Source organism: Antiquaquibacter oligotrophicus, from assembly GCF_020535405.1.
GTDB classification, from domain to species: Bacteria; Actinomycetota; Actinomycetes; order Actinomycetales; family Microbacteriaceae; genus Rhodoglobus; species Rhodoglobus oligotrophicus.
This window is the reverse complement of sequence record NZ_CP085036.1, coordinates 1,799,184-1,820,794: the sequence shown is the minus strand read 5'-3', so window position 1 is coordinate 1,820,794 and position 21,611 is coordinate 1,799,184. Positions and strand designations below refer to the sequence as shown.

The window sequence follows — 21,611 nt, the reverse complement described above, 5'->3', positions numbered from 1 at the left end:
TCACACTGCGCCCAGATCGATCGAGTTCTCGAGCAGCTCGCGGGCCGGTTCGCGATAGTCGACCTCGACGAAGCGGTCCCCTTCGCGCTGCAGGGTCGTGATGCTCGAGAGTGTGCAGCGGCGTTTGCGCGGGTCGTGGAACGGAACACGCCCCGCCACGTTGCGCGCAACGGTCACGATGGGCATCTGGTGGCTCACGAGCACCACCTCGCCGGACACCGTTTCGGCCCACGCGTCATCGATGGCCGAGAACATGCGTGTGAGCACACTCCGGTACGACTCGCCCCAACTCGGGCGCATCGGGTTGATGAGGCGCGGCCAGGAGATCGGGTTGCGGAGGCGCTCGCGCATCCGGGTGCCCTCGAACCAGTTGTGGGGTTCGATGATGCGCTCATCCGTCTCGATGGGTAGCTCGAAGAGGTCGGCCCAGGGCTTCGCGGACTCCTGCGTGCGCTGCAGCGGGCTCGCGATGAGGCGGCGGATGTCGCGGCCTTCGAAGCTCGTGGCCGCCACCGCCGCCATCTCGTGGCCGAGGGTGCTCAGGTGGTACCCGGCGATGCGCCCGTACAGGATGCGCTCCGGGTTGTGCACCTCACCGTGGCGGACGAGGTGGATGAGATCGGCGGGCACCCGGTAATTCTACGTTGCGTAGACAACGGGCACCTGAGTGCGGCTTTTCCTCCCGTGAGGTGCCGAGTTCGGTGGGTGTTGAGGGCTGTGCACCCGCCGAAGTCGGCACCTCACGGGGGATGGATCACCCCGCGAGCGGGAAGTTGTCGCGGAACAACCCCGTCGGGTCGTACCGCTTCTTCAGTTCGCGAAGCCGCGTGAGGGTCGCCGGCGGGAACGCGTCTGCGATGCGCTCCGGCCGCTGGTCGGTTTCGAAGCTCAGGTAGAGGCCCTCGAGGTGCGGGTACACCTCGGTGTCCCACGCCTCGTCGAGGCGCTCACGCCCCGTGCCGAGTGCCGTGATGGCGAAGTTCGCATCGCGGTGCGCGTAGGCCGTGGCATCCGGAGCCACATCGGCGACCGCGCCACCCACCGAGCGGATCTGGAAGAAGTACGGAACCCCGCTCCGGATGAACCGCGCCAACGCCGCGGACACCTCCGGCGTGAGGTGCCGCACGAGGCCCGACCGGGCCTTCGGTTCGCCCTGACCCTGCTGGTCGCCCGGCACCGTGTTGCCCATGACGGCCGCGTACGGCTTCAGTTGCACCTCTTGCTGGAGGAGCGGACCGAGGTTCGCGAACGGTTGCAGGCGTTCGATGATCGTGTCCGGGTCGTCGCTGTCGACCACCCCCATGAGCTGGGCCACGATCTGGCTCCCGGTCGAACGGCCGACGAGCAGGAAGGTCGTGACATCCCGTGGCGCGGCCTCCTGCGCGGCGCCCCAGCGCTCGAGGAACCCCTCCAGGTCGCTCGCGTCGTAGGCGAGCTGCACCCAGCCGACCTCGCCCACCTCGTCGACCTCGAAGTCGAACGACGTGACGACACCGAAGTTGGCACCGGCACCCCGTAGAGCCCAGAACAGGTCCGGGTTCTCGGTGGCGGATGCCCGCACCGCAGTGCCGTCGGCGAGCACCACATCGGCTGCGCGCACGTGGTCGATCGTGAGCCCGTGCTCACGACCGAGGTACCCGACGCCGCCAGCCGTCGCGAGACCGCCGACACCCACACCGCCGTAGTCGCCGGAGGAGAGCGCCCAGCCGTGCTGCGAGAGGCGTGCGGCAACGTCACCCCAGCGTGCACCGGCACCAATACGCACGAGACGCTTCGACTCGTCGAGCACCTCGATCCTGTCGAACTTGCGCAAGTCGATGACGACGCCGCCGTCATTGGTGGAGCGCCCGCTGATGCCGTGCCCGCCGCTGCGGATGCCGAGCGGCAGGTCACGGTGGCGCGCGGCGTAGGCGAGGGCATCCGTCACCTCCTCTGTGGTGCCGGGCCGCAGGATGATGCCGGGCGAACCACCGCGCATGTAGCCGTTGCGGATCCGCTCGTAGCGCGCGTCACCGGGTTCGACGGCGTCAGCCGCGAGGGAGGCGGGCACTCCGTCGTAGTCGACTCCCTCGCGGCGCTTGGAGAGGGCGACGGCGTTACGCACACGGCCCTGCTCGGTTCCCCGTGTCGCGCGCTCGGCGGCCACCTGCTCGCGCACCTCGGGGATGAGTTCGGAGAAGGACTGCATCACGCGTGGGTCGTCGGCGGCGAGGATGAACGTGCCGATCCCCTTGTCGAGTGCGAAGTCGACGAGCTGCGAGACGGAGAGCTCGCCGGACACGTTCAGGAGCCGTCGGATCTCGCGAGGATCTCGACCCGCCGCGGTCGCCGCTTCGTCGATGGTGGCGTTTCCGGCCTCGAGGTCGCCCGGCTGCAGGTACGGGAGTGACACACTCCATCCGTCGCCCTTGGCGCCCGTGAGCTTCAGCATGCGGGGTTTGTACGCGCCGATCCAGATCGGGATGTCGTGGGCCGGTGCTGGGCCGCGCTTGGCGCCATCGACAGAGTGGAACTCGCCGCTCACGCGCAGCGGTGTTCGGTTCGCGGCATCCCAGATGCCACGGATGATGTCGATTCCCTCGTCGAGCGCCGTGACGGCCTGGCCGGCGGTGAGCCTCGGCACACCCATCGCCTCAATCGCGTCCCAGAACGCTCCGGCGCCGAGACCGAGCGCGACCCGTCCACCGGAGAGAAGGTCGAGGCTCGCGGCCGACCGCGCGAGCACGGCGGGCGGGCGCAGCGGCAGGCTGTGCACGTTCGCCGAGATGGTGATGCTCTCGGTGCTCGCCCCGACCCACGACATGAGGGTCCACGTGTCGAGGAAGGACGGCTGGTAGGGGTGATCTTGGAACGTCGCTACGTCGTACCCGAGCTGCTCGGCGAGTTGTGCCAGAGCGACGGGCTGCTGGGGTGCGGCTGCGGTCGGGGTGATGAAGACCCCGAATTCGAGGGAGTGGCCATAGTCGGGCATGAGACCAGCATGCTCGTGGTCCGCCCACAATCAAAGTTGCTCGTAAGTGACTTACTATAGGTAAGTGACTGAACACATCTATGACGAGGAGTGCCGCCGCTTCCAGGCCTCCGCCGAAACGGTCGGCAAACGGTGGAGCGGGGGCATCCTCATGGCCCTCTATCTCGGGTCAACCCGCTTCAGCGAAATCCTCGGGCGTGTGGAGGGCCTCTCCGACCGGATGCTCGCCCAACGCCTGCGCGAACTGGAGGCGGAAGGGCTCGTGGAGCGCGACGTCATCCCGACCGTTCCCGTGCAGATCCGCTACGCCCTCACCGAGCGCGGCACCGACCTCATGCGCGCCCTCCAACCCCTCGCGGCCTGGGGTCAGCGCTGGGGCACCCCCGCCCGCGTCTAGCACCGCGTCCAGCCCGTGAGGTGCCCAGTTCGGTGGGTATTTCGAACACAGAAGCCACCGAAGTGGGCACCTCACGAAGTGGTGACGGATGCCCGGGCCAGGCTCAGTAGCTCGTCGCCCGTACGGCGTTCCGAGGCGTGGTGGGTGACGAGCACCACGATGCGGTCGCGGAGCGCAAAACGGAGGTCGTCCATGAGGCCCTCCGCCGCGTCGGCGTCGAGGTGCGCCGTTGGTTCGTCGAGGAGCACGATGTCGGCATCGGTCAGGAGCGTTCTCGCGACGGCGAGTCGCTGACGCTCACCGCCCGATAGCCGCGACCCCGACGGCCCGACCCGGGTGTCGAGCCCGTTCTCGAGCGTCTCGAGGAGGTCACCGAGACCAACTCTGATGAGCACAAGCTCCAGGTCGACGTCACTGGGGCGATTCTCGCGGCCGCGGGCCAGGAGGAGATTGCCGCGGATCGTCGAGTCGAAGAGGTGCGCCTCCTGCGGGCACCACGCCATGCGACGGCGGAGGGCATCCGGCGCGAACTCCCGAGCATCGACTCCATCGAGCAGAACCCTGCCAGCGGTCACGGGGACGTCTCCGAGGAGGGTCGCGAGAAGCGTCGACTTGCCCGCCCCCGACGGCCCCTCAACCACAAGCCATTCCCCGCGCGTCACGCGCGCGGTCAGGTCGTGGAACGCGGGGCGTTCGGCACCCGCCCAGGTGGCGGCAAGTCCGTCGAGCTCGAGCTCGTCGATACGTGTCACTTCTCGTGTGCCCCGGCGCGGTGCATCCGTCGCCGCGACGTCGTGCACCCGCCGCAGCGCTGCGGCGAGCGCCGGCCACTGCTGCACGGCGTCGACGAGACCCGTGAGCGGCTCGACGAGGGCGAGCGGCAGCAGCACGAGCACGGCGACAACCGCGGGGGGAAGGGTTCCAGCAGCGACGGCATCCACGGTCGCCGGCAGCATGAGCATGGCCGTGACGACACCCGCGAGAACAACAACCGCGTTTCCGAGGCCCAGGGCCCACGCGGTACCGCGCGCCAGTCTGCTCGCACGCGCGTCGAGGGCAACCAGCCGGTCGACCATCCGGTCCCCGACACCGTTGGCGCTGAGATCTCCGGATGCCGCGACCATCGCCGCGAATTCGCGAAGTACCGACGTGCGCACCGCGGCCGCCCCCACCGACGCCCGACGATCTGCGAGTACGGCCACCGCGGGCCCGACAACGAGGCTCACCACGATGCCGGCGAGCAGCACCGGGACTGCCGCGGAGTGCAGGAGGCCGACGGCGACGAGAGCCGCGATCCCCGTGACGATGGCCACCGCGGGCGGGAGCACAACGCGGGGCACAAGATCGCGCACACGATCGGCCGCCCCCACGAGGTAGTCGAGGGCTGCGCCACCCGTGGTGAGCACCCGTGAGCCGAGACCGCGGGCGGCGAGTCCGTTCCACAGCCGCGACCGCAGGTCGGTGACCGAGCCGAGCACTCCGTCGTGGGTCGCGAGCCGTTCGGCATAGCGCAGGCCGGCACGCGCGATTCCGAAGAACCGCACCCCGACAATCGCGACGAGCAGGTACATGATGGGCGGTTGCTCGCTCGCGCGAACGATGAGCCACCCGCTCACGGCGGTGAGGGATACAGCGGCGAGCGCGGCCGCCGACCCCAGGAGCACCGCGGCGACCATACGCCACGCGGTCGGGCGCAGGAACGCGCCGAGTTCCGCGAGCGCGCCACGGCTTGTGCGTGCCGCCGATTCGCTCTGCTCGTACTTCTCGCGCTGGGCTCCGCCCGACTCGTCGTCGCGCAGTCCGCCCTGGCGCGTGAGCACGATGCGCTGGTCGGCAAGGGAAGCGACCCCGGCCTCGTGCGAGGCGAGCACCACGGTCGCCCTGCCGCGAAGCCCCTCGATGGCGCCCTCCACGAGCGCGGCGCTGGCAGCGTCGAGGTGCGCCGTCGGTTCGTCCAACAGCACCACGGTGGCGCCAGCATCAACCCTCACGAGCGCGCGGGCGACGGCAAGGCGCCGCAGTTCCCCGGGACTCACGCGCTGAGGGTCGTCGGCAGCGATACCCGTCAACGCGAGCTGCTCGAGCGCGGCATCCGTCGACTCATCGGTGTCGGCGTACAGCCGCACCTCGTCGCGAACCGTCGCTGCGACGGTGTGCGGATGCTGCGGCACCCACGCCACCAAACCCGCTGGCACCCCGCTCACGGTGCCGCCCTGCCAGGGCACCACCCCCGCGAGCACACCCAGGATCGTTGACTTGCCCGCACCACTCGCGCCCTCCACTGCGGCAATGGTGCCGCGGGGAACACGAAAGGTTAGTCCGTCAACGATCGGCGCCGACCTGTCGTCGCGTGTGACCACGAGGTCACGCACCTCGAGGTCACGCCCAGGGCGACGGTCATCGCCAGCGGCGGGCGCATCGATCACTTCGCGTGCGCGACGCATCGCCGCGAGACCGTCCTGCGACGAGTGGAACGCGGCACCGACCTCGCGGAAGGGTGTGAAGCATTCCGGCGCGAGCACCAGCGCGAGGAGGCCCACCTCGAGCGGCAGGTCCCCGCCTACGAGCCGCACCCCCACAAATACGGCGACAACGGCAACCGAGATCGTGGCGATGAGTTCGAGCACTAGCGATGACAGGAACGCCGACCGGAGTGTGCTCATCGTCGCGGCGCGGTTGCGCTCCGAGACCTCGCGCAGCGCCTCCGATTGTTCCCGCACTCTGCCGAGCCCGACGAGCACGGGGAGGCCACGCGCGAGCTCCGCGAGGTTGTCGCTCAACCGCTGCAGGCTGGCGGATGCGGCATCCGCCCGTTCCTTCGAGTGCAGGCCGACGAGCACCATGAACACGGGCACGAGTGGCACGGTGAGCACGATGATGATGGCGCTCACGGGGTCGGCGAACAGGATGCGAGCACCGATGAGAAGCGGCACGACCGCCGCCGTGATTGTGGCGGGCAAGGCCGTGCGGTAGTAGGTGTCGAGCGCGTCGAGGCCTACGCTGCCGACGATCGCGCTCGAGCCGACCCGGGCTTCCCCCGTGCCGAGCAGCCGGCGCGCGAGGTCGCTCCGGAGCGCCTCCTTGGCACCGATCGCCGCACGGGTGGCGTAACTTGTGCTCGCCCACGTGACGGCGGCGCGCACAAGCCCGCTCACGATGCCGAGCACCACGGCGTCGCGCCACGTGTCGGTGCCCGCGATGACCGCGACAACCCCGCTCGCGACCGCCTGGGCGATGCCGACGAGCGCCGCAGCCTTGACGGCAGCCAGCAACCCGAGCACCAGCACGTGCCGGGGCGCAACACCCTCGAGCGGGCCGCGTCTCATGGTGTGGCGCGCCGGCCGACGGCCGCGACGATCGTGTGGGCGTCGGGGATGCTCCCCTCACTGATGCGCTTACGGAACACCCAGTACGTCCACGCCTGATAGGCGAGCACGATGGGCAGGCCGATAAGGGCGACAACCGACATCACCCCGAGGGTGTACTCACCGCTCGACGCGTTCGAGATCGTCAGGTTGAACGCGGGGTCGATCGTCGAGGGCAGCACCACGGGAAAGACCGCCGTGAAGATGGATGCCGCTCCCGCAACCACGAAGGCGGCGATGCCGATGAAGCTCCACCCTTCGCGCCCTGCCCGCGCGGCCAACCACCCACCGACGATCGCGACCACCGCGAGCACGACGAGCACCCAGCTCGCCGCGCCTCCCGACTGGAACTGCACAACCAACACCCACGCGACGATGGGCAACAACGCCACCGGCGACCAGCGGACCACAAAACGCCGCGCACGCTCGCGCACCTCGCCATCGGTTTTGAGCGCGAGGAAGGCGGCACCGTGCACGAGGCAGAAGCCGACAACCGCGAGCCCGCCGAGCACCGCGTAGGGGGTGAGCCATGCGAACGCACCACCAACTCGGTCGCCGTTCTCGTTGAGCGGCAACCCGGTGGTCGTGAGGGCGAGGGCGGCACCGACACCGAAGGCTGCACCGAAGGACCCGAGGCCGAGGGCGAGGTCCCAGCGGCGACGCCACGCGTCGTCGTTGCGCTTGCCGCGGTATTCGATGGCGACCGCCCGGAAGATGAGCGAAGCCAACACGATCACCAGGGGGATGTAGAGCGCCGAGAAGAGCGACGCGTACCAGAGCGGGAACGCCGCGAAGGTCGCGGCACCCGCCGTGATGAGCCACACCTCGTTGCCGTCCCATACGGGGCCGATGGTGTTGAGCATGAGGCGGCGCTGCTTGTCGCTCCGTGTCGAGGTGAGCACGTGCATCCCGACACCCAGATCGAATCCCTCGAGGAGGAGGTAGCCGATCCAGAGCACGGCGATGGCGATGAACCAGACGGTGGGAAGGAATTCCATGGCGGTTGCTCCTGTCTATCCGGGCTCAGTAGGCGAACGCGAGCACGTCGTCTCGCCTGTCGGGGTCGGTCGGGTTGTCATCGCTCGGGGTCTCCTCGGCGGGCATGACCCCCGCAACACCCGCCCGCACGTACTTCACGATGAGGGTGAGCTCGACAACCAACAGCGCACCGTAGATGAGGCCGAGACTCACGAGCGAGAAGATGACCTCCTCGCCGCTCACGCCCGGCGAGACGGCGGCCGCCGTGAACATGAACACACCGTCAACACCACCGGGGGTCGGATTGGGGGCGACAACAAACGGTTGGCGTCCCATCTCCGTGAACACCCATCCCGCGATATTCGCCGCGAACGGTGCCGCGATGCTCGCGACCGCCACCCACATGAGCGGCTTGGACGCGGGAACCGTTCCCTTGCGGGTGAGCCACAGTGCCAGGACGGCGGCACCGGCGGCGAGCGCCCCGAAGCCGATCATGAGACGGAAGCCCCAGTAGGTGACCTCCATGAGCGGCAGGTACTGGATCTCCTGCCCCGCGCGCTCCCCGTAGATGGGGTTGTCTGGCAGGTGGGTGCCGTACGCCTCCTGGTACTCGGGGATGAGCGTGTTCACACCCTTGATCTCGGTGTCGAAGTCGCCGTGCGCGAGGAACGACAGCACACCGGGGATCTCGATGATGCCGACCACCTGGTTGCAGTCCTGACCCCCGAGCGGACCGATCGAGAGCACCGAAAAGCTCGTGCCGTCGTGGCAGGCGGCCTCCGCCGCCGCCATCTTGAGCGGCTGCTGCTCGAACATGAGCTTGGCCTGCAGGTCGCCGGTGATCGCGACACCACCGAAGCCGACGATGGCTACGAGCGCGCCGATACGCAGGCTCCGCAACCACACGGTGTGGTCTGCCTTGTCGCGGCCGGGGATGCTGAGGTTCTCGCCAACAACGACCCTGCCCCGGGCATCCGTCGTGTCGATTCCATCGCGACGGCGCTGCCAGAGCTGGTACCACGCGATGCCGATGAGGAGGGCACCGCCGACCGCGATCGCACCGAAGAGAGTGTGACTGTAGGCGGCGAGCGCCGTGTTGTTGGTCAGCACGGCCCAGATGTCGTTCATGACGGGGCGACCGTCGACGAGTTCGACACCGACCGGATGCTGCATCCACGAGTTGGCGACAATGATGAAGAACGCCGACACGATCGAACCGAACACGGCGAGCCCGAGGGTCGCGAGGTGCACCTTTTTGGGAAGTCGATCCCAGCCGAAGATCCACAGGCCGAGGAAGGTCGATTCGACGAAGAACGCGAGCAACCCCTCCATGGCCAACGGTGCGCCGAAGACGTCGCCCACGAATCGGGCGTACTCGCTCCACGCCATGCCGAACTGGAACTCCTGCACGAGACCGGTGGCGACACCCATGATGAAGTTGATCAGGTAGAGCTTGCCCCAGAACTTGGTCATTCTGAGCCACTTTTCGTCGCCCGTGCGCACCCACTGCAGCTGCATGACGAAGACGAGCGGGCCGAGGCCGAGCGTCAACGGCACCATGACGAAGTGGTAGACGGTTGTGATGCCGAACTGCCAGCGGGCAATCTCAAGCGGATCCACGGTGGCCCCTTCTGGGACGGCGCTCTCGCGCGGCTGTGTCGGGTCGTCGGTCGGCGCCCCTCGCCAAGTTGGCCAGATCGGATGCCCCGCCCCTAAGGTCGAAGGTCCCGCCGGTCTTTTCTACTTGTCGTAGAACTCATTTCTACACCTCTGTAGAAGTTATTTCTACTCGGGGGTAGAATTCTGGACATGGCGACACTGGGAGAGCTCGAGCGGCAGGTCATGGACCTCCTGTGGGCAACCGACGACACCCTTTCGGCCTACGACATTCAGGCGACCCTCGCCGAACAGACCGACGGAAGCAAAGCTCTCGCCGCCACCACCGTCCTCACCGTTCTGTCGCGGTTGGAGGCCAAAGGGTTTGTGCAGCGCGAGCGGTCGGTCCGCCCGCACCGCTACCGTGCAGCGGCGAGCCGCGAGGACCATATGGCCGACCTCATGCACGAAGTTCTGGGTGGGGCATCCAACCGCACTGCCGTGCTCGAGCGCTTCGTCGGCCAGGTAGGCCCGGAAGACGCCGAAGCACTGCGGCGACTCCTCGCCGGGCGCTAGAACCTGGCCACTCTCCCCGGAGTGTGTTCTCGCGCACTTTTCCGGAGCTTTTGGTGTTGAGTCACACTGGTTACGTGGTTGCCCGGCGTGTCAGGCAAAACCTCCGGAGAAGAGTGAATTACCAAGGGTGGGGTGGTGACGGATGACGGGAGCCCTCGTCGCACCCGCGCTTCTCGCCGCGCTCGCGCTGGCCCTCGCATGGCCGGTACCGCTGTTACTCGCGGGAGCGCGCTGGACACGACGGAGCCCTGCCACCGCCCTCGTGTTGTGGCAGGCGATCGCCGTCGCCGGTGGGCTCTCCATGATCGGTGCACTGCTGACCTTCGGCCTGTTGCCCTTCGGAGATAACCTCCTCGCTGGCGCACTCGCCCTCCCGGGTGTGCTCCTCGGCGAAGCCCCACTCCGCCCGCTCGAGTTCTGGAACGTGCTCGCCCTCGCCGGTGCCGCCCTCCTCACCGGGCACCTCCTCCTCAACCTGCTCGTGACCGTCGTGCGAGCCGAGCGCCAGCGCCGTCGTCACGCGGGCCTACTCATGCTGCTCAGCCAGCCCCATGACTCGGGCACGCGACTCATCGACACCCCGGCCCCGGTCGCCTATTGCCTCCCCGGCGCGATCTCGTCGGTCACCGTCGTCTCGGCGGGACTCATCGAGCTCCTCGACGAACAACAGATGCTCGCCGTCATCGAACACGAGCGCGCCCACGTCAAACAACGGCACGACATCGTCCTGGTGTTTTTCCGCGCCTGGCGCGCGTCCCTGCCCTGGTTTCCCATCGCCTACCGCGCGCAAGAAGAGGTTGGCCTGCTCATCGAGCTGCTCGCCGATGACGAAGCGCGCCGTGTGGTCGACGACGAGGTACTCGCCGACGCCATCGTGCGAGTGGGGGCCGGGGCATCCGTCACCTCGATCGATGACGAGGCGACCCCCACGGATGCCCTCACCACACGCCTCGCGAGGCTCGCCGAACCCCCGCTCCCGCGCCCCGCGGAGACGGCGGTTCTCGCCCTCGCCGCGGCCCTCGTGCTCGTGCCGCCCGCCCTCCTCTTTGTGGCACCGCTCGTTGCGTCCCTGCGCGGCTGAGCGCACGACGGGGCCTTCCCGCGGCGTACGCGTCCCCCGGGCAGAACTACACTCGTACGGTGACCGAACGCACCCTCATCAAGAACCTCGCCGCTGCTACCGACGGACCGGTGTCCGTCTCCGGGTGGGTTGATACGGTGCGCGATCAGAAGAAGGTGCAGTTCGTTGTGCTGCGCGATGAGTCCGGCGCCGTGCAACTGGTGCACCCGCGAGCGTTCGCCGAAGACGGAACACCCGCCGAGGATGCCCTCGCCGACGCCATCTCGGGCCTCGCCCAGGGCACGTTCCTCACCGCAACGGGCGAGCTCAAGCACGACGAGCGTGTCAAGCTCGGCGGTGTCGAGATCAAGCTCGAGGGCATGGACATTGCGGCAGCGGCCATCCCGGAGACTCCGATCGCGGATGACACGGGTGTCGACAAGCGCATGGACTGGCGCTTCCTCGACCTCCGCCAGCCGAAGAACAACCTGATCTTCCGCATCCAGACGACCCTCGAGCACGCTTGGCGCACCTACTGGGTCGAGAACGACTTCATCGAGCTGCACACCCCCAAGCTCATGGCGAGCGCGAGCGAATCGAAGGCCGAGCTTTTCGAGGTCGAGTACTTCGAGGGCAAGGCGTATCTCGCACAGAGCCCGCAGTTCTTCAAGCAAATGGCGCAGCCTGCCGGCTTCGGCAAGATCTTCGAAATCGGCCCGGCTTTCCGTGCCGACCCGAGCTTCACGAGCCGCCACGCGACCGAGTTCACGAGTGTTGACGCGGAGATCAGCTGGATCGATTCGCACGAGGATGTCATGAAGCTCCACGAGGAGCTCCTCATCGCCGGTTTCCAGGCCGTCAAGGACAAGCACGGCGAGGAGATCAAGGCACTCTTCGACCTCGACATCACGGTGCCGACGGCCCCGTTCCCGCGCATCCCGCTCGCGGAGGCGAAGCAGATCGTCGCCGAGCGCGGCTACACGGTGCCGCGCACCGACGCCGACATGGACCCGGAGGGCGAACGCCAAATCGCGGCGTACGCACTCGAGAAGTACGGCAGTGAGTTCGTGTTCCTCACCGACTACGCCTCCAGCATCCGGCCGTTCTACCACATGCGGCACGCGGATGACGCGGGCCTGACGAACAGCTACGACCTCATCTTTAACGGCGTTGAGATCTCCACCGGAGCACAGCGTGAGCACCGCGTCGACGTGCTCATCGAGCAGGCGAAGGACAAGGGCCTCGACCCGGAGGAGCTCGACTTCTACCTCGACTTCTTCCGCTACGGAGTACCCCCGCACGGCGGTTTCGGTATGGGGTTGTCGCGTGTTGTCATGCTCATGCTGCACCTGCCGAACATCCGCGAGGCAACGTACCTCTTCCGCGGACCGACGCGCCTGACGCCGTAAGGCTCAGCGGGCCCGTAACGTTCAGCGGCCGGTGACGCTCAGCGGCAACCCGAGTCAGCGGCCGAACACACGCCGCACGTACCCCCAGTACCGGCGTACCCGACTGTTCTGGTACGCGTGCACTGCGGCCTCGAGCTGCTCGATGTGCTTACGGCGGTGTAGCACCTCGTCGTACAGGTCGTGGTAGGCGGTGCGGAGTCGCGCATGCTCGAATTCTTCGGAACGGAACGCCTCACGAAGTTCCGTCGACCACGCGAGGAGCGCCGTCCGGTCGGCGCCGGGAACACACTCCTCCAGGTACGCGGATACCGCCTCTGCACGAAGCTCGTACGTGTGGCGCTCCAGGACGATAGCGCGAAGCCTCTCGCTGAGCGCAACCCCGGCGTCGGCATCCTCGCGAAGCCGGGCGATGAGACCCACGAGGTCGTCGGCGTTCTCGTAGACCGGCACCTCATCGAGACCCAGTTCGGCGAGGCCCGATCGAGTGTTGGTGACCACGATCGCGCCGCACGCGAGCGCGTCAAAAAGCCGGCTGTTGAGGGTTCCGTAAACGGATGCCGCTTCGATGACGTCGTCCACAACAAAGCGCCACGCGGAGTACACCCAGGGCAGTGCAAAGTAGTCCATGGTGTGCCGGTGGTCGATGCCCTCCGGCAGGTCGAGGAAGCGCGCATTTTTGCCATACCAGGTGACCGTCTCGTGTTCGGCGATGCGCGCGAGGGCATCCCCCAGCCCACGATTGACACCCCAGAAGTTCGCGGTGGTCACCACGGCATCGGCTCGCTCGACCGGTTGGGGCGAGAAGAGTTCGTGGTCGGTTGCCAGCGGCACCACCTCGACTCGACCCCGGTAGACCTCTCTGATGCGGTCGGCCGAGGCCGGGGAGCTGCACCACACTTGCGAGAAAGTGTCGAGGTAGGGAAGCGCAGCCCAACGCTCGGTCCAGTTGCGCACCCAGGCGATGACGTGAGTGTCGGGGTGAATGAGCCCGGGAACGAACGTCTCGATCATGACGATCGCGGCGTGGTAACCCTCCGGGGTCTGCTCGGTCCAGCGTTCGGTCGGCCACAGGGTGATGCCCCAGCCCCGTCGGCGTAGGTATTTGGCGAGCCCCATCGCGACGTACAGGTCGCCCCGTGACATCCCGAGATCGGCCGTCGAGACGACGATGAGGAGTCGACCGAGAGACCCGTCGGCGTACCGTCCCTCAACGAGTGCCGTGTACTCGTCGACGATGCGCGGATTCGGGTCGAAGGACTGCGGCGTCTCTTCATCGCTCACGCACCGAGCCTATCGAAGGCGCAAGGCTGGCCGTGCGCGCGCTAGCGGCCCGTCAGAAGTGACCCGAGGTACGGCATGAGGGTGCGTGAGTACGTGCCGGTGATGTGGTTGTGATCGGGGTAGACGACGACCCCTCCGATCACGGAGTAGCAGCGTTCGTCATCGCAGAAGGCATCGGTGAGGTCGATCAACTCGGCCCCGGTCTCTGCCGCGGCATCGTCCTGGGGGTCGTAGGGCATACCGACATCTCGCGGCACGCTACACGGCCCCTGCTCGCCTACATGCGCCGAGAGGCATACGGGGATGCTGTCACCCTCCGTGACCGGCCAGTCCTTGATCGCGACAACCCGTTTGCCACCCCCGATGAGGGGCTCCCACGTTGCGGTGATGTTCTCGACGGTGAGTCGGCGGTCGTCCGGCCTGCCCTCGCTCGCGTACAGGCTCGTGCGATTGAGGAACATGACGGTGCTGATGTCGTCGCGCGACGCGAGTTCCCGTTGCACCCGCTCGGCCCACTCACGGCAGTCGGCGTCCTGACGCTCGTCGTCGGTCAGCGCCTCGACGCCATTTGGAAGTCGGTAACCATCGCAGCCGTAGCGCATGTACGTGACGATCGTCACGTCACGATCGGCGAAGTAGTCGTCGAAGGCTTCGACCATGGATGCCGCGTGGGAGTCCCCGACGAGCGCCCAGGTCTCGGCACCATCCGTCGCCCCGATCTCGCACGAGACCCACTCCTCGTCGTACCACGTGAGGCACCAGTCCTCGTAGGCGAGATCGTTGGCGGCGGCAGCGAGGTCCACGTCGGGCGTCAGCAGGAAGGGATCAGCGCACTCGCCTGAGCCGAGTAATGCGTTGGCACCGAAACATCCTTCGGTATCGGCAATTGCGCGTTCGAGGGCGGCGCGATCCGCTTGCGCTTGGCTCGCGGCAACGGCGCCCGTCCCGACCCACACACCGACGAATGCGACAACACCGATCGCGGCGAGCGCGAAGGCTCCGCGGCGACGCGTCAGTAGCGCCGAGCGTCGACCCGGGTCCTCCACAAAGTGTTTGGTGAGAGCTGCGAGCACGAGGGTCGCAGCCACGATCGCAACACCCTCGAGGAGGGTGGGCCGTCGCGCCGTGAGCACCACGAGTGTCAGCAGAATCGGCCAGTGCCACAGGTACACGGAGTAGGAGATATCACCGAGGTACTGAATGGGTCGCCACGAGACGATCGGCCCGAGCCCGAGCGCGCGTGGGCGGCCGCCGAGGATGACGAGAAGAGCACCGAGCACCGGGACGGCCGCGATCCACCCGGGGAAGGCCGAGTCGCCGTCGAGGAGGAAGGATGCCGCGACGATGAGTGCAACCCCGAGCACCGTCAGCGCCGAGGTGCTCGCGACGAGACGCTGCGACCGAAGGCGCTCGACCAACGACGGCCAGCGCACCACGATCACGGCGAGCAGGCCTCCCGCGGCGAACTCCCACGCGCGGGTTGTGGTGGCAAAAAACGCGAGTTTTGGCGTGAACCACGTGAGGTAGACCGAGAACCCGAACGAGACGACGATGACCGCGAGGGCGCTCCACCCCGCGAGGGCCGTCGCCGACACGCGGTGTCGGCGTACCCGCAGCAGCACGGCACCGACTATCACGAGAAGCAGTGGCCACCCCAGGTAGAACTGCTCCTCGACCGAGAGTGTCCAGTAGTGCTGGACCACGGTCGGCTCGTTGCCCGCGGCGAGATAGTCGACGGCGTCGAAGGCGAGCACCCAGTTGAGCACGTAGCCGGATGCCGCGGCGATCTGCCGCAACGTCTCCTGGCGCACCACCTCCGGGAGCACAATAAACACGAGCACCACACACGCCGCGAGCACAACAAACGCTGCGGGGAGGAGCCGGCGGATGCGACGCGCCCAGAAGCGTGTGAGCGAAATGGTGCCGCGGCCCTCGTACTCACGGACGAGGTGATCGGTGATGAGGTAACCCGAGATCACAAAAAATACGTCGACACCGATGAAGCCGCCCGGGAGCCTCTCGGGCCACACGTGGTACAGCACAACGAGCACCACGGCAAGCGCGCGCAGGGCTTGGATCTCGGGCAGGAAGCGCCCTGCGCGGGCCTCGGTCATGGGGTCGGGGGGCGATTGAGGTGTCGCTGGGCGATCTCGAGGATCACGATGTCCGGGCGGGTGGCGAGCGCCAGCTCGGCGATGTCGGGGCGTTCACTCGGGTCGGCGTCGAGGTTGTGCCGGAGAGTGCGCACCTCGCGGAACGCCTGCTGGTAGTACGGCGACATGATGATACCGAAGGAGTCGCCCGCGAAGAGCACCGAGGCATCCGTGGCCGCGGACTCGTTGCGACTGAGGGCTGGCATGTCGTCGAAGGTCGTCCAGCGGTTGCCCTCGATCGTGCTCGGGTCGCCTCCCGCGATCGTGAGTTCGATGGGGGCCAGTGGCGGGGTGAATACGGGTTCGGTCCAGTCCGCTTCCTCGAGTTCGACTCCGTAGTTGCCGAACTCGTTGTAGTCCTCGACGAGGGTGACGCCGTCGATGGGGTTGGGGGTGATCGCGAGGTCCGCTTCGTTGGCGTTCAGGCATTCGGCGATGGTGTTCCACCCGGTGAGCGCCCCGAACGACGTCCAGTGACTGTTGTACCTGCTGAAGGTCTGGGTTTCGGCGGATGCTTCGCGCAGGCTCTCGCGGAGGTCGATGAGCGGGAGATCCCCTCCCGCCGCCATCAACTGGTCGAGGGGCCCCGGGCCCCGGATGCTCTCCGCCCACGTGGGCAGTTCCTCCGGGTAGATCGCCCACTTGGCCGGTGCGATGACAACGTAGAACTCGATGCCCGCTTCGGTGAGTGTGGTGTCGAGGTTCGCGATGTAGGAGCGCCACGACTCGAGTTCTTCGGCTGAGAGTGTGCGTCGACCGAGGGCCTGCGAGAAGTTGTTGTTCTGCAGGTCACCCCAGAACACCCAACGATCCTGGCCGAGAACGACGTTGGCGGTCTCCTCGGCGTGCTCGTTCCACACCGCCTCGGATGCACCGGCGTTGTCCGCCGACCACGGTGCGGCGCTCGGCACCTCGGTCGGGGTGCGGCACACATCGGGGAGACGCTGGGCCACGGGCGCCGCGGGGGTGCCGGCCGGGTCGGGAGTCGGCGGGGCCGCCTGATTCGACCGGGCCCACAGGCCGACACCGGTGGCAACCACAACGAGGACAACGAGGATGACGAGCGGCACGTACCGCAGGTGTGTCCACCGGCTGCTGATCGTCTGCTCCGGGGGCAGCTCCCGCAAGCTCACGACGTACCTCCCGGCCCCTGTCGCAGCGGCAGCGACGGGATCTCGCTCGGTGCGGTTCCGGTGGGGAAGTTGATACGCGCGAGGAGCCTACGCCCGGGTTCGAAGAGCGGATCGATCTTGCGCATCGTCCAGGCGAGCCACCGAGGTGTCCAGTTCTTGAGGCTCATAGCGGGCTTCTCTATGAGATGCCAGCTGAGGAACGCGTAGATGTGGCAGCCGACGACGATCACCGCGTGGTAGACCAGCCACCCGTAGGCCTGCAGGTTGAAGTAGGCGGCGAACTGCATCAGGGGCCACGCAATGATGTAGATGCCGTACGAGAAGTCCCCGAAACGCTCCCACCGTTTGAGGAGGGTGACCCTGATGGCGAACCACATGAGGAAGTACAGGAAGAGGTACTGGCCGACAACCAGCCAGCCGCCCCGCACGTAGGTGTAGGCCGCAACCGTGATCGCGGCGATCGCCAGGCGATCGTCGAGCGGGATCTTCTCCCCCCACAGAGCGAACAGGATTCCAAAGGCGAACGGCGCGAGCAGCAGGAGCACCCGGTAGTCAGTGAAGGTCGGGCCGGCCTGCTCGAGGGAGATGTACAGCCACTGGAGCGTGGCCATAAAGATGATGAAGAGGGCGACGGCGGTAGCGACGATGCGATTGCGCAGAGCGCCGATCATCCCGAGGATGCCCACCAGGATGTAGGCCGCGAACTCGAAGCCGAGCGTCCAGGCCGAACCGTTCCACTCGAAGCCACCGTGCATCGTGTAGAAGGGGATCGTTGTGCCCATCTCGGCGATGCTCGGCTGGTTCATGACCAGGAACATGTTGTTGACGAAGTACGTCAGCGGGCTGTCGACGGGGGCCGTGAAGTACCCGTTGATGCTGCCCGCCTCGCGCATCCACGCGATGGGGGCGAGCACAAACGCGGTCACGATGAGCGTGAGCCAGAACGCGGGCATGATGCGAACGACACGGCGCCAGAAGAACCGGGCTGTCGATGACTTACCGAGCCGGCTCTGGGTGATGAGGAAGCCGGAGAGGAAAAAGAATCCGGCAACGGCCACTCCACCGACGGACTGCTCGGTGCTGAACTGCGTTCCGAGGTCCTTGCCGCCGTAGAAACCCGCGAGTGGGCCGGCGTGCGAGAAGATCACCATGAAGGCCATGAGCCATCGGACGAACCCAATGCTGTTCGCGCGCGGGTTAAATGCGCTCGCGACGGTCACCTTCACCCCGACAGCCTACTGTTCGGGGTTGGCGGGGGCGCGTCCGAGCACCTTACGCAGTCCGTGGTACGCGGGCGAGAGGCGATCGCGAAGCCCCGGATGATGGCGCCCGAAGTAGGCACGAATCGTGCCTAGCACTCCGGAGTCGACGCGCGAGACCGTCGCGGCCCACTGCTGGAGCACACCGACCTCCTCGATCGCGTAACCCTGCACGGTGCGACTGAGCTGGTCGAGCTTGTACTCGAGGAACGTGTGGCTGATGGCCGCGTACTCCGTGTTGGCAACGGTCTTGACGTGGTACCCGAGCTCACCGGCCGCGTACGGGATGATGCGCTCCTGCACGTGGGCGAGACTTCCGTCGCTGTGGTCGGTCTCCGGAGAGTAGTCGGTGTAGTCGTACTCGATCTCGAAGAGCAGACGCATAGCCTCCGGGCGCGCGATCCACATTGCTCCGAGCGGAGCCAGGGGCGACAGGTCGTCGAGCGGAACACGGATGCCGAGCCGATCGGCGAGCTTCTTGGTGGGTTCTTTATTCGTGAACCAGGCGCCACCCATCGTCGGGAAACCGATGTGAACGGTGGGTGGGTAGACGGCACCCAGGGTCGGTTCCTTCTGGAAGAGCCCAATGACGTTGGCCGTATAGCCGGGCGTTCCGAGGAGGTTGTCGAGCTGCTGGCGTTTGAAGAGTGTGCCGACCGCGGCACCCTGCTGCACCGTCTTCTTCGAGTGAACCTTGACGACGAGGTCGTACTCGTCGCTCACGAGCTTGTCGCGTGTTGCGACAAAAAATGCGCTCAGGTCGCGGCCGCGGTTAGACGGCAGCACACGCACTTCCGAGGCGGCGAGCCGGGCATCCGACCGTGCGGCAATACGTTCGCGGATGTACTCGGCCTTGGCCTCATCGGTGGTGGTGGCGACCAGGTCGTAGGAATTCGGCAATGATTCGAGCCTGTCGAGCAGTTCGTCGGTGAGGTCTTCGTAGAAGATGTGGACCGCCGCCAGGATGCGGAACGGCTTCTCGGGGTCGTAACCGACCTGCTGGTCGGGAAGGATCTCGAGAAGGGAAGCCGCGGTATTGAGAACACGCGGCATCGACGTGCGCGACATGTTGCGCAGCACAAACTCGACGGGGTAACCGCGCTGCTCCACCTCGTCGAGGAGGTACCTGCCGATGACACCCTCGCGGTCGAGGTAGAGCGGATCGTGGAAGAACGGGCGGCGCTTGAGCACCGGGCATCCGTCCTCCAACAGCTGCTGGGCTCGTTCGAAGGCCGGATGCGGTGTTCCGGGGTAGTTCTCGTGCGGGTAGGCCGCAGCCGAGACAAAGCCGAGGGACTCGAAGTGGCTGGTGAAGCGCGACTCGTGGTTGAGGATCGAGTCGGAGTAGGAGCGGATGGGGGGCATCTGACGCCAGTAGTCGCGCCACGCCTCCGACTCGAAGACGGGTCGTCGAACCGCAATCCAGTGCGATTGCAGGTGCCGGGGCATGGTGCCGTCGAGCGTGATCGGGTTGGGGGTGACCTCGGTGTGGTCGGTCATTCCCCAGAAGTCGACGTTGGCGGCATCCATCCGCTCAAAGAGCGGGGCGAAGTCTCCGATCGGCCCGAAGAACGTGTAGTTCATGAGCAGGAGTTCGTCGAACTCGCTGGCACGCTCCCCGAAACGTTCGATGGCGTCCTTGTAACCCTCGACGTCGAAACCGATGTTTTCGCGCTGCCACACGTCGTCGGACACGGCTTCGAGGGCGACTCGGCCTGCCTCGTCGAGCGCGCCGTTGACGATCACCGTGATGTGATCGGCGTGCGGGCGCAGCCGCTCCAACTTGTACGGGATGTAGTCGTCGACGATCCCCCTCGGATCGTAGAAGAGGTAGAAGATCGCGCGTCGTGCCCCCGCGGCTAGTGCGCGCTGCTCGTTGGACTGTTCCACTACGCCCTCTCGTCGACAGCAAGCCTTGCAATTATAGGTGCGCCCGCCCCTGCCCGGCCTGGATGTTCCCTGCCCGTAGGATTGCGGCCATGCCTGATCGTGTTCTCGTCACCGGTGCCGGCGGTTATGTCGGCCGACACGTCGTCCGATCCCTCCTCGACCGGGGCCACGAGGTAGTCGCTACGGTGCGTCCATCGTCGCGGGCCGAGGTCGACCTCCGCGCGACGATCGTCGCGGCGGACATCCTCGCTCCCGACTTCGACGTAAACACGCTCAGCGACACCCCGTTCGACGGGGTTGTGCATCTGGCATGGCAGGACGGGTTCGCCCACAACGCTCCGTCGCACATGGAGCAGCTGTCGTCGCACTTCCGCTTTCTCGAGGCCCTCACCGACTGGGGCGTCGGGCGTCTCGCCGTCCTCGGAACGATGCACGAGGTCGGTTACTGGGAGGGCGCTATCGACGCCGACACCCCCACCAACCCTCTCTCGCTGTACGGCATCGCCAAGGATGCCCTCCGCCGGGCGAGCTTCGTGCACCTCGCCCCGCGCGTACCGCTGCAGTGGTTGCGCTGCTACTACATCCTCGGGGACGACCTCAACAACCAGTCGATCTTCACGCGCATCCTCACGGCCGCTGCGGAGGGCAAAACAACTTTCCCCTTCACCACGGGCAAAAACCGCTACGACTTCATCGACGTGAGCGAGTTGGGCGATCAGATCGCGACCGTGAGCGCGCGTTCGGACGTCACGGGAATCATCAACTGCAGTAGCGGCGTACCGCTCACCCTCGCCGAGCGGGTGGAGACTTTCATCACCGACAACAATCTGCCGATCACCCTCGAGTACGGTGCCTTCCCCGACCGCCCGTACGACTCCCCCGGCGTGTGGGGCGACGCGTCGCAGATCCTCGCGATCATGGCGGACGAACCCGCGAAATAGAGGACACTCACCCGTAGATTTCGGGACTCCGGCAACCCTAGCCTGGCGGCACCATCCGCAGGTGAAAGGGATCCATCATGGCCGCAAAGTTTGTGATTTCGAAGGACGCTCGGGGCGAGTTCCGCTTCGTTCTCAAGGCCGGCAACGGCGAGGTCATCGCAACGTCCGAGGGCTACACGGCGAAGGCGAGCGCCATGGGCGGCATTGATGCCGTTCGCACCGCAGCTGCCTCCGCCGAGGTCGTCGACGAAAGTTAGGGCACGCACCTGAAAGTTCACCCTCGTGGTCGTTCACTCGGGTGGTGCATGATGGGCGCATGTCCAAGAAGATCGATTCGGCACTCAAAGAGCTCAAGAAGGCTCTGAAGAAGCACGCCGAGGTCGTCGGGGGTCCCGCGGTCTCACTCAAGAAGTCGCAGCGAGCAAGCGCGAAGGTGGCGGCGGCAGCGGACGCTTACGCGGCCGCCGTGCTCGAAAAGAGCGGGATGCCCAACCCGTTCACGGGTATGGAAACGCTCGAGGCCTCGACGATCGCGTCGCTGGCTGCGGAGCGCGACGCCCTCAAGAACCGGCTCACCGGCCCCATCGACATCGCGAGCTGAG

The 21,611-nt window shown here is 66.7% G+C and carries 17 protein-coding genes; 7 read left to right on the top strand and 10 right to left on the bottom strand.

Features of this window, described 5'->3' with window-relative positions; genetic code table 11:
• Window positions 1-630 carry a histidine phosphatase family protein gene (locus LH407_RS09025; protein ID WP_322134321.1) on the bottom strand — a complete coding sequence of 210 codons (630 nt, stop codon included), beginning with the start codon at window positions 628-630 and terminating at the stop codon, window positions 1-3.
• A gap of 124 nt (window positions 631-754) precedes the next feature.
• Window positions 755-2,971 carry an LLM class flavin-dependent oxidoreductase gene (locus LH407_RS09020; protein WP_322134322.1) on the bottom strand — a complete coding sequence of 739 codons (2,217 nt, stop codon included), beginning with the start codon at window positions 2,969-2,971 and terminating at the stop codon, window positions 755-757.
• Window positions 2,972-3,035: 64 nt separating this feature from the next.
• On the opposite strand from LH407_RS09020, the gene LH407_RS09015 reads away from it, so the two are divergent.
• On the top strand, window positions 3,036-3,368 hold the full coding sequence (locus LH407_RS09015) for a winged helix-turn-helix transcriptional regulator (protein WP_322134323.1): 333 nt from the start codon (window positions 3,036-3,038) through the stop codon (window positions 3,366-3,368).
• Between the two features lie 71 nt (window positions 3,369-3,439).
• On the opposite strand, the gene cydC is transcribed toward LH407_RS09015, so the two are convergent.
• Genes cydC through LH407_RS09000 form a run of 3 tightly spaced genes read right to left on the bottom strand, consistent with a single transcriptional unit; the run spans window position 3,440 to window position 9,331 of the window.
• Window positions 3,440-6,694 carry a thiol reductant ABC exporter subunit CydC gene (gene cydC, locus LH407_RS09010; protein ID WP_322134324.1) on the bottom strand — a complete coding sequence of 1,085 codons (3,255 nt, stop codon included), beginning with the start codon at window positions 6,692-6,694 and terminating at the stop codon, window positions 3,440-3,442.
• Complete coding sequence (cydB, locus tag LH407_RS09005; RefSeq protein WP_322134325.1) at window positions 6,691-7,731, bottom strand: cytochrome d ubiquinol oxidase subunit II; 1,041 nt, start codon at window positions 7,729-7,731, stop codon at window positions 6,691-6,693. Before cydB ends, cydC begins: the two co-directional genes overlap by 4 nt.
• A 25-nt stretch (window positions 7,732-7,756) precedes the next feature.
• A complete protein-coding gene (locus LH407_RS09000) occupies window positions 7,757-9,331 on the bottom strand; it encodes a cytochrome ubiquinol oxidase subunit I (RefSeq protein ID WP_322134326.1) in 1,575 nt (524 codons plus the stop codon).
• 189 nt (window positions 9,332-9,520) lie between these two features.
• On the opposite strand from LH407_RS09000, the gene LH407_RS08995 reads away from it, so the two are divergent.
• The 3 genes from LH407_RS08995 (at window position 9,521) to aspS (ending at window position 12,352) form a co-directional block, all read left to right on the top strand.
• Window positions 9,521-9,883 (top strand): BlaI/MecI/CopY family transcriptional regulator, encoded by a 363-nt coding sequence (locus tag LH407_RS08995; RefSeq protein WP_322134327.1) that lies wholly within the window; start codon window positions 9,521-9,523, stop codon window positions 9,881-9,883.
• A 142-nt stretch (window positions 9,884-10,025) separates the two neighbouring features.
• Entirely contained in the window at window positions 10,026-10,964 is a 939-nt protein-coding gene (locus LH407_RS08990; RefSeq protein ID WP_322134328.1) for a M56 family metallopeptidase, read from the top strand.
• Between the two features lie 59 nt (window positions 10,965-11,023).
• Window positions 11,024-12,352, top strand: coding sequence for an aspartate--tRNA(Asn) ligase (aspS, locus tag LH407_RS08985; protein WP_322134329.1), 1,329 nt, complete (start codon window positions 11,024-11,026; stop codon window positions 12,350-12,352).
• Between the two features lie 54 nt (window positions 12,353-12,406).
• Here the strand turns inward: aspS and LH407_RS08980 are convergent, their stop codons facing one another.
• Genes LH407_RS08980 through LH407_RS08960 form a run of 5 tightly spaced genes read right to left on the bottom strand, consistent with a single transcriptional unit; the run spans window position 12,407 to window position 20,068 of the window.
• Window positions 12,407-13,633, bottom strand: a complete 1,227-nt coding sequence (locus tag LH407_RS08980) for a glycosyltransferase family protein (RefSeq protein ID WP_322134330.1) — start codon at window positions 13,631-13,633, stop codon at window positions 12,407-12,409.
• 41 nt (window positions 13,634-13,674) lie between these two features.
• Window positions 13,675-15,747 (bottom strand): acyltransferase family protein, encoded by a 2,073-nt coding sequence (locus tag LH407_RS08975; RefSeq protein WP_322134331.1) that lies wholly within the window; start codon window positions 15,745-15,747, stop codon window positions 13,675-13,677.
• Entirely contained in the window at window positions 15,744-16,919 is a 1,176-nt protein-coding gene (locus tag LH407_RS08970) for an alginate O-acetyltransferase AlgX-related protein (RefSeq protein WP_322134332.1), read from the bottom strand. The genes LH407_RS08975 and LH407_RS08970 overlap by 4 nt, the downstream gene beginning before the upstream one ends.
• Entirely contained in the window at window positions 16,916-18,145 is a 1,230-nt protein-coding gene (locus tag LH407_RS08965) for an acyltransferase family protein (RefSeq protein ID WP_322134333.1), read from the bottom strand. Before LH407_RS08965 ends, LH407_RS08970 begins: the two co-directional genes overlap by 4 nt.
• A 9-nt stretch (window positions 18,146-18,154) precedes the next feature.
• Window positions 18,155-20,068 (bottom strand): rhamnan synthesis F family protein, encoded by a 1,914-nt coding sequence (locus LH407_RS08960; RefSeq protein ID WP_322134334.1) that lies wholly within the window; start codon window positions 20,066-20,068, stop codon window positions 18,155-18,157.
• Between the two features lie 89 nt (window positions 20,069-20,157).
• Between LH407_RS08960 and LH407_RS08955 the strand changes: the two genes are divergently transcribed.
• The 3 genes from LH407_RS08955 to LH407_RS08945 all read left to right on the top strand — a co-directional run bounded on the left by LH407_RS08955 (window position 20,158) and on the right by LH407_RS08945 (window position 21,610).
• The gene (locus LH407_RS08955) at window positions 20,158-21,009 is read left to right on the top strand and encodes an NAD-dependent epimerase/dehydratase family protein (RefSeq protein ID WP_322134335.1); all 852 of its coding nucleotides are present in this window, start codon (window positions 20,158-20,160) and stop codon (window positions 21,007-21,009) included.
• A gap of 77 nt (window positions 21,010-21,086) precedes the next feature.
• Entirely contained in the window at window positions 21,087-21,266 is a 180-nt protein-coding gene (locus LH407_RS08950; RefSeq protein ID WP_322134336.1) for a YegP family protein, read from the top strand.
• Between the two features lie 59 nt (window positions 21,267-21,325).
• On the top strand, window positions 21,326-21,610 hold the full coding sequence (locus LH407_RS08945; protein ID WP_322134337.1) for a hypothetical protein: 285 nt from the start codon (window positions 21,326-21,328) through the stop codon (window positions 21,608-21,610).
• Window position 21,611: the final 1 nt, after the last annotated feature.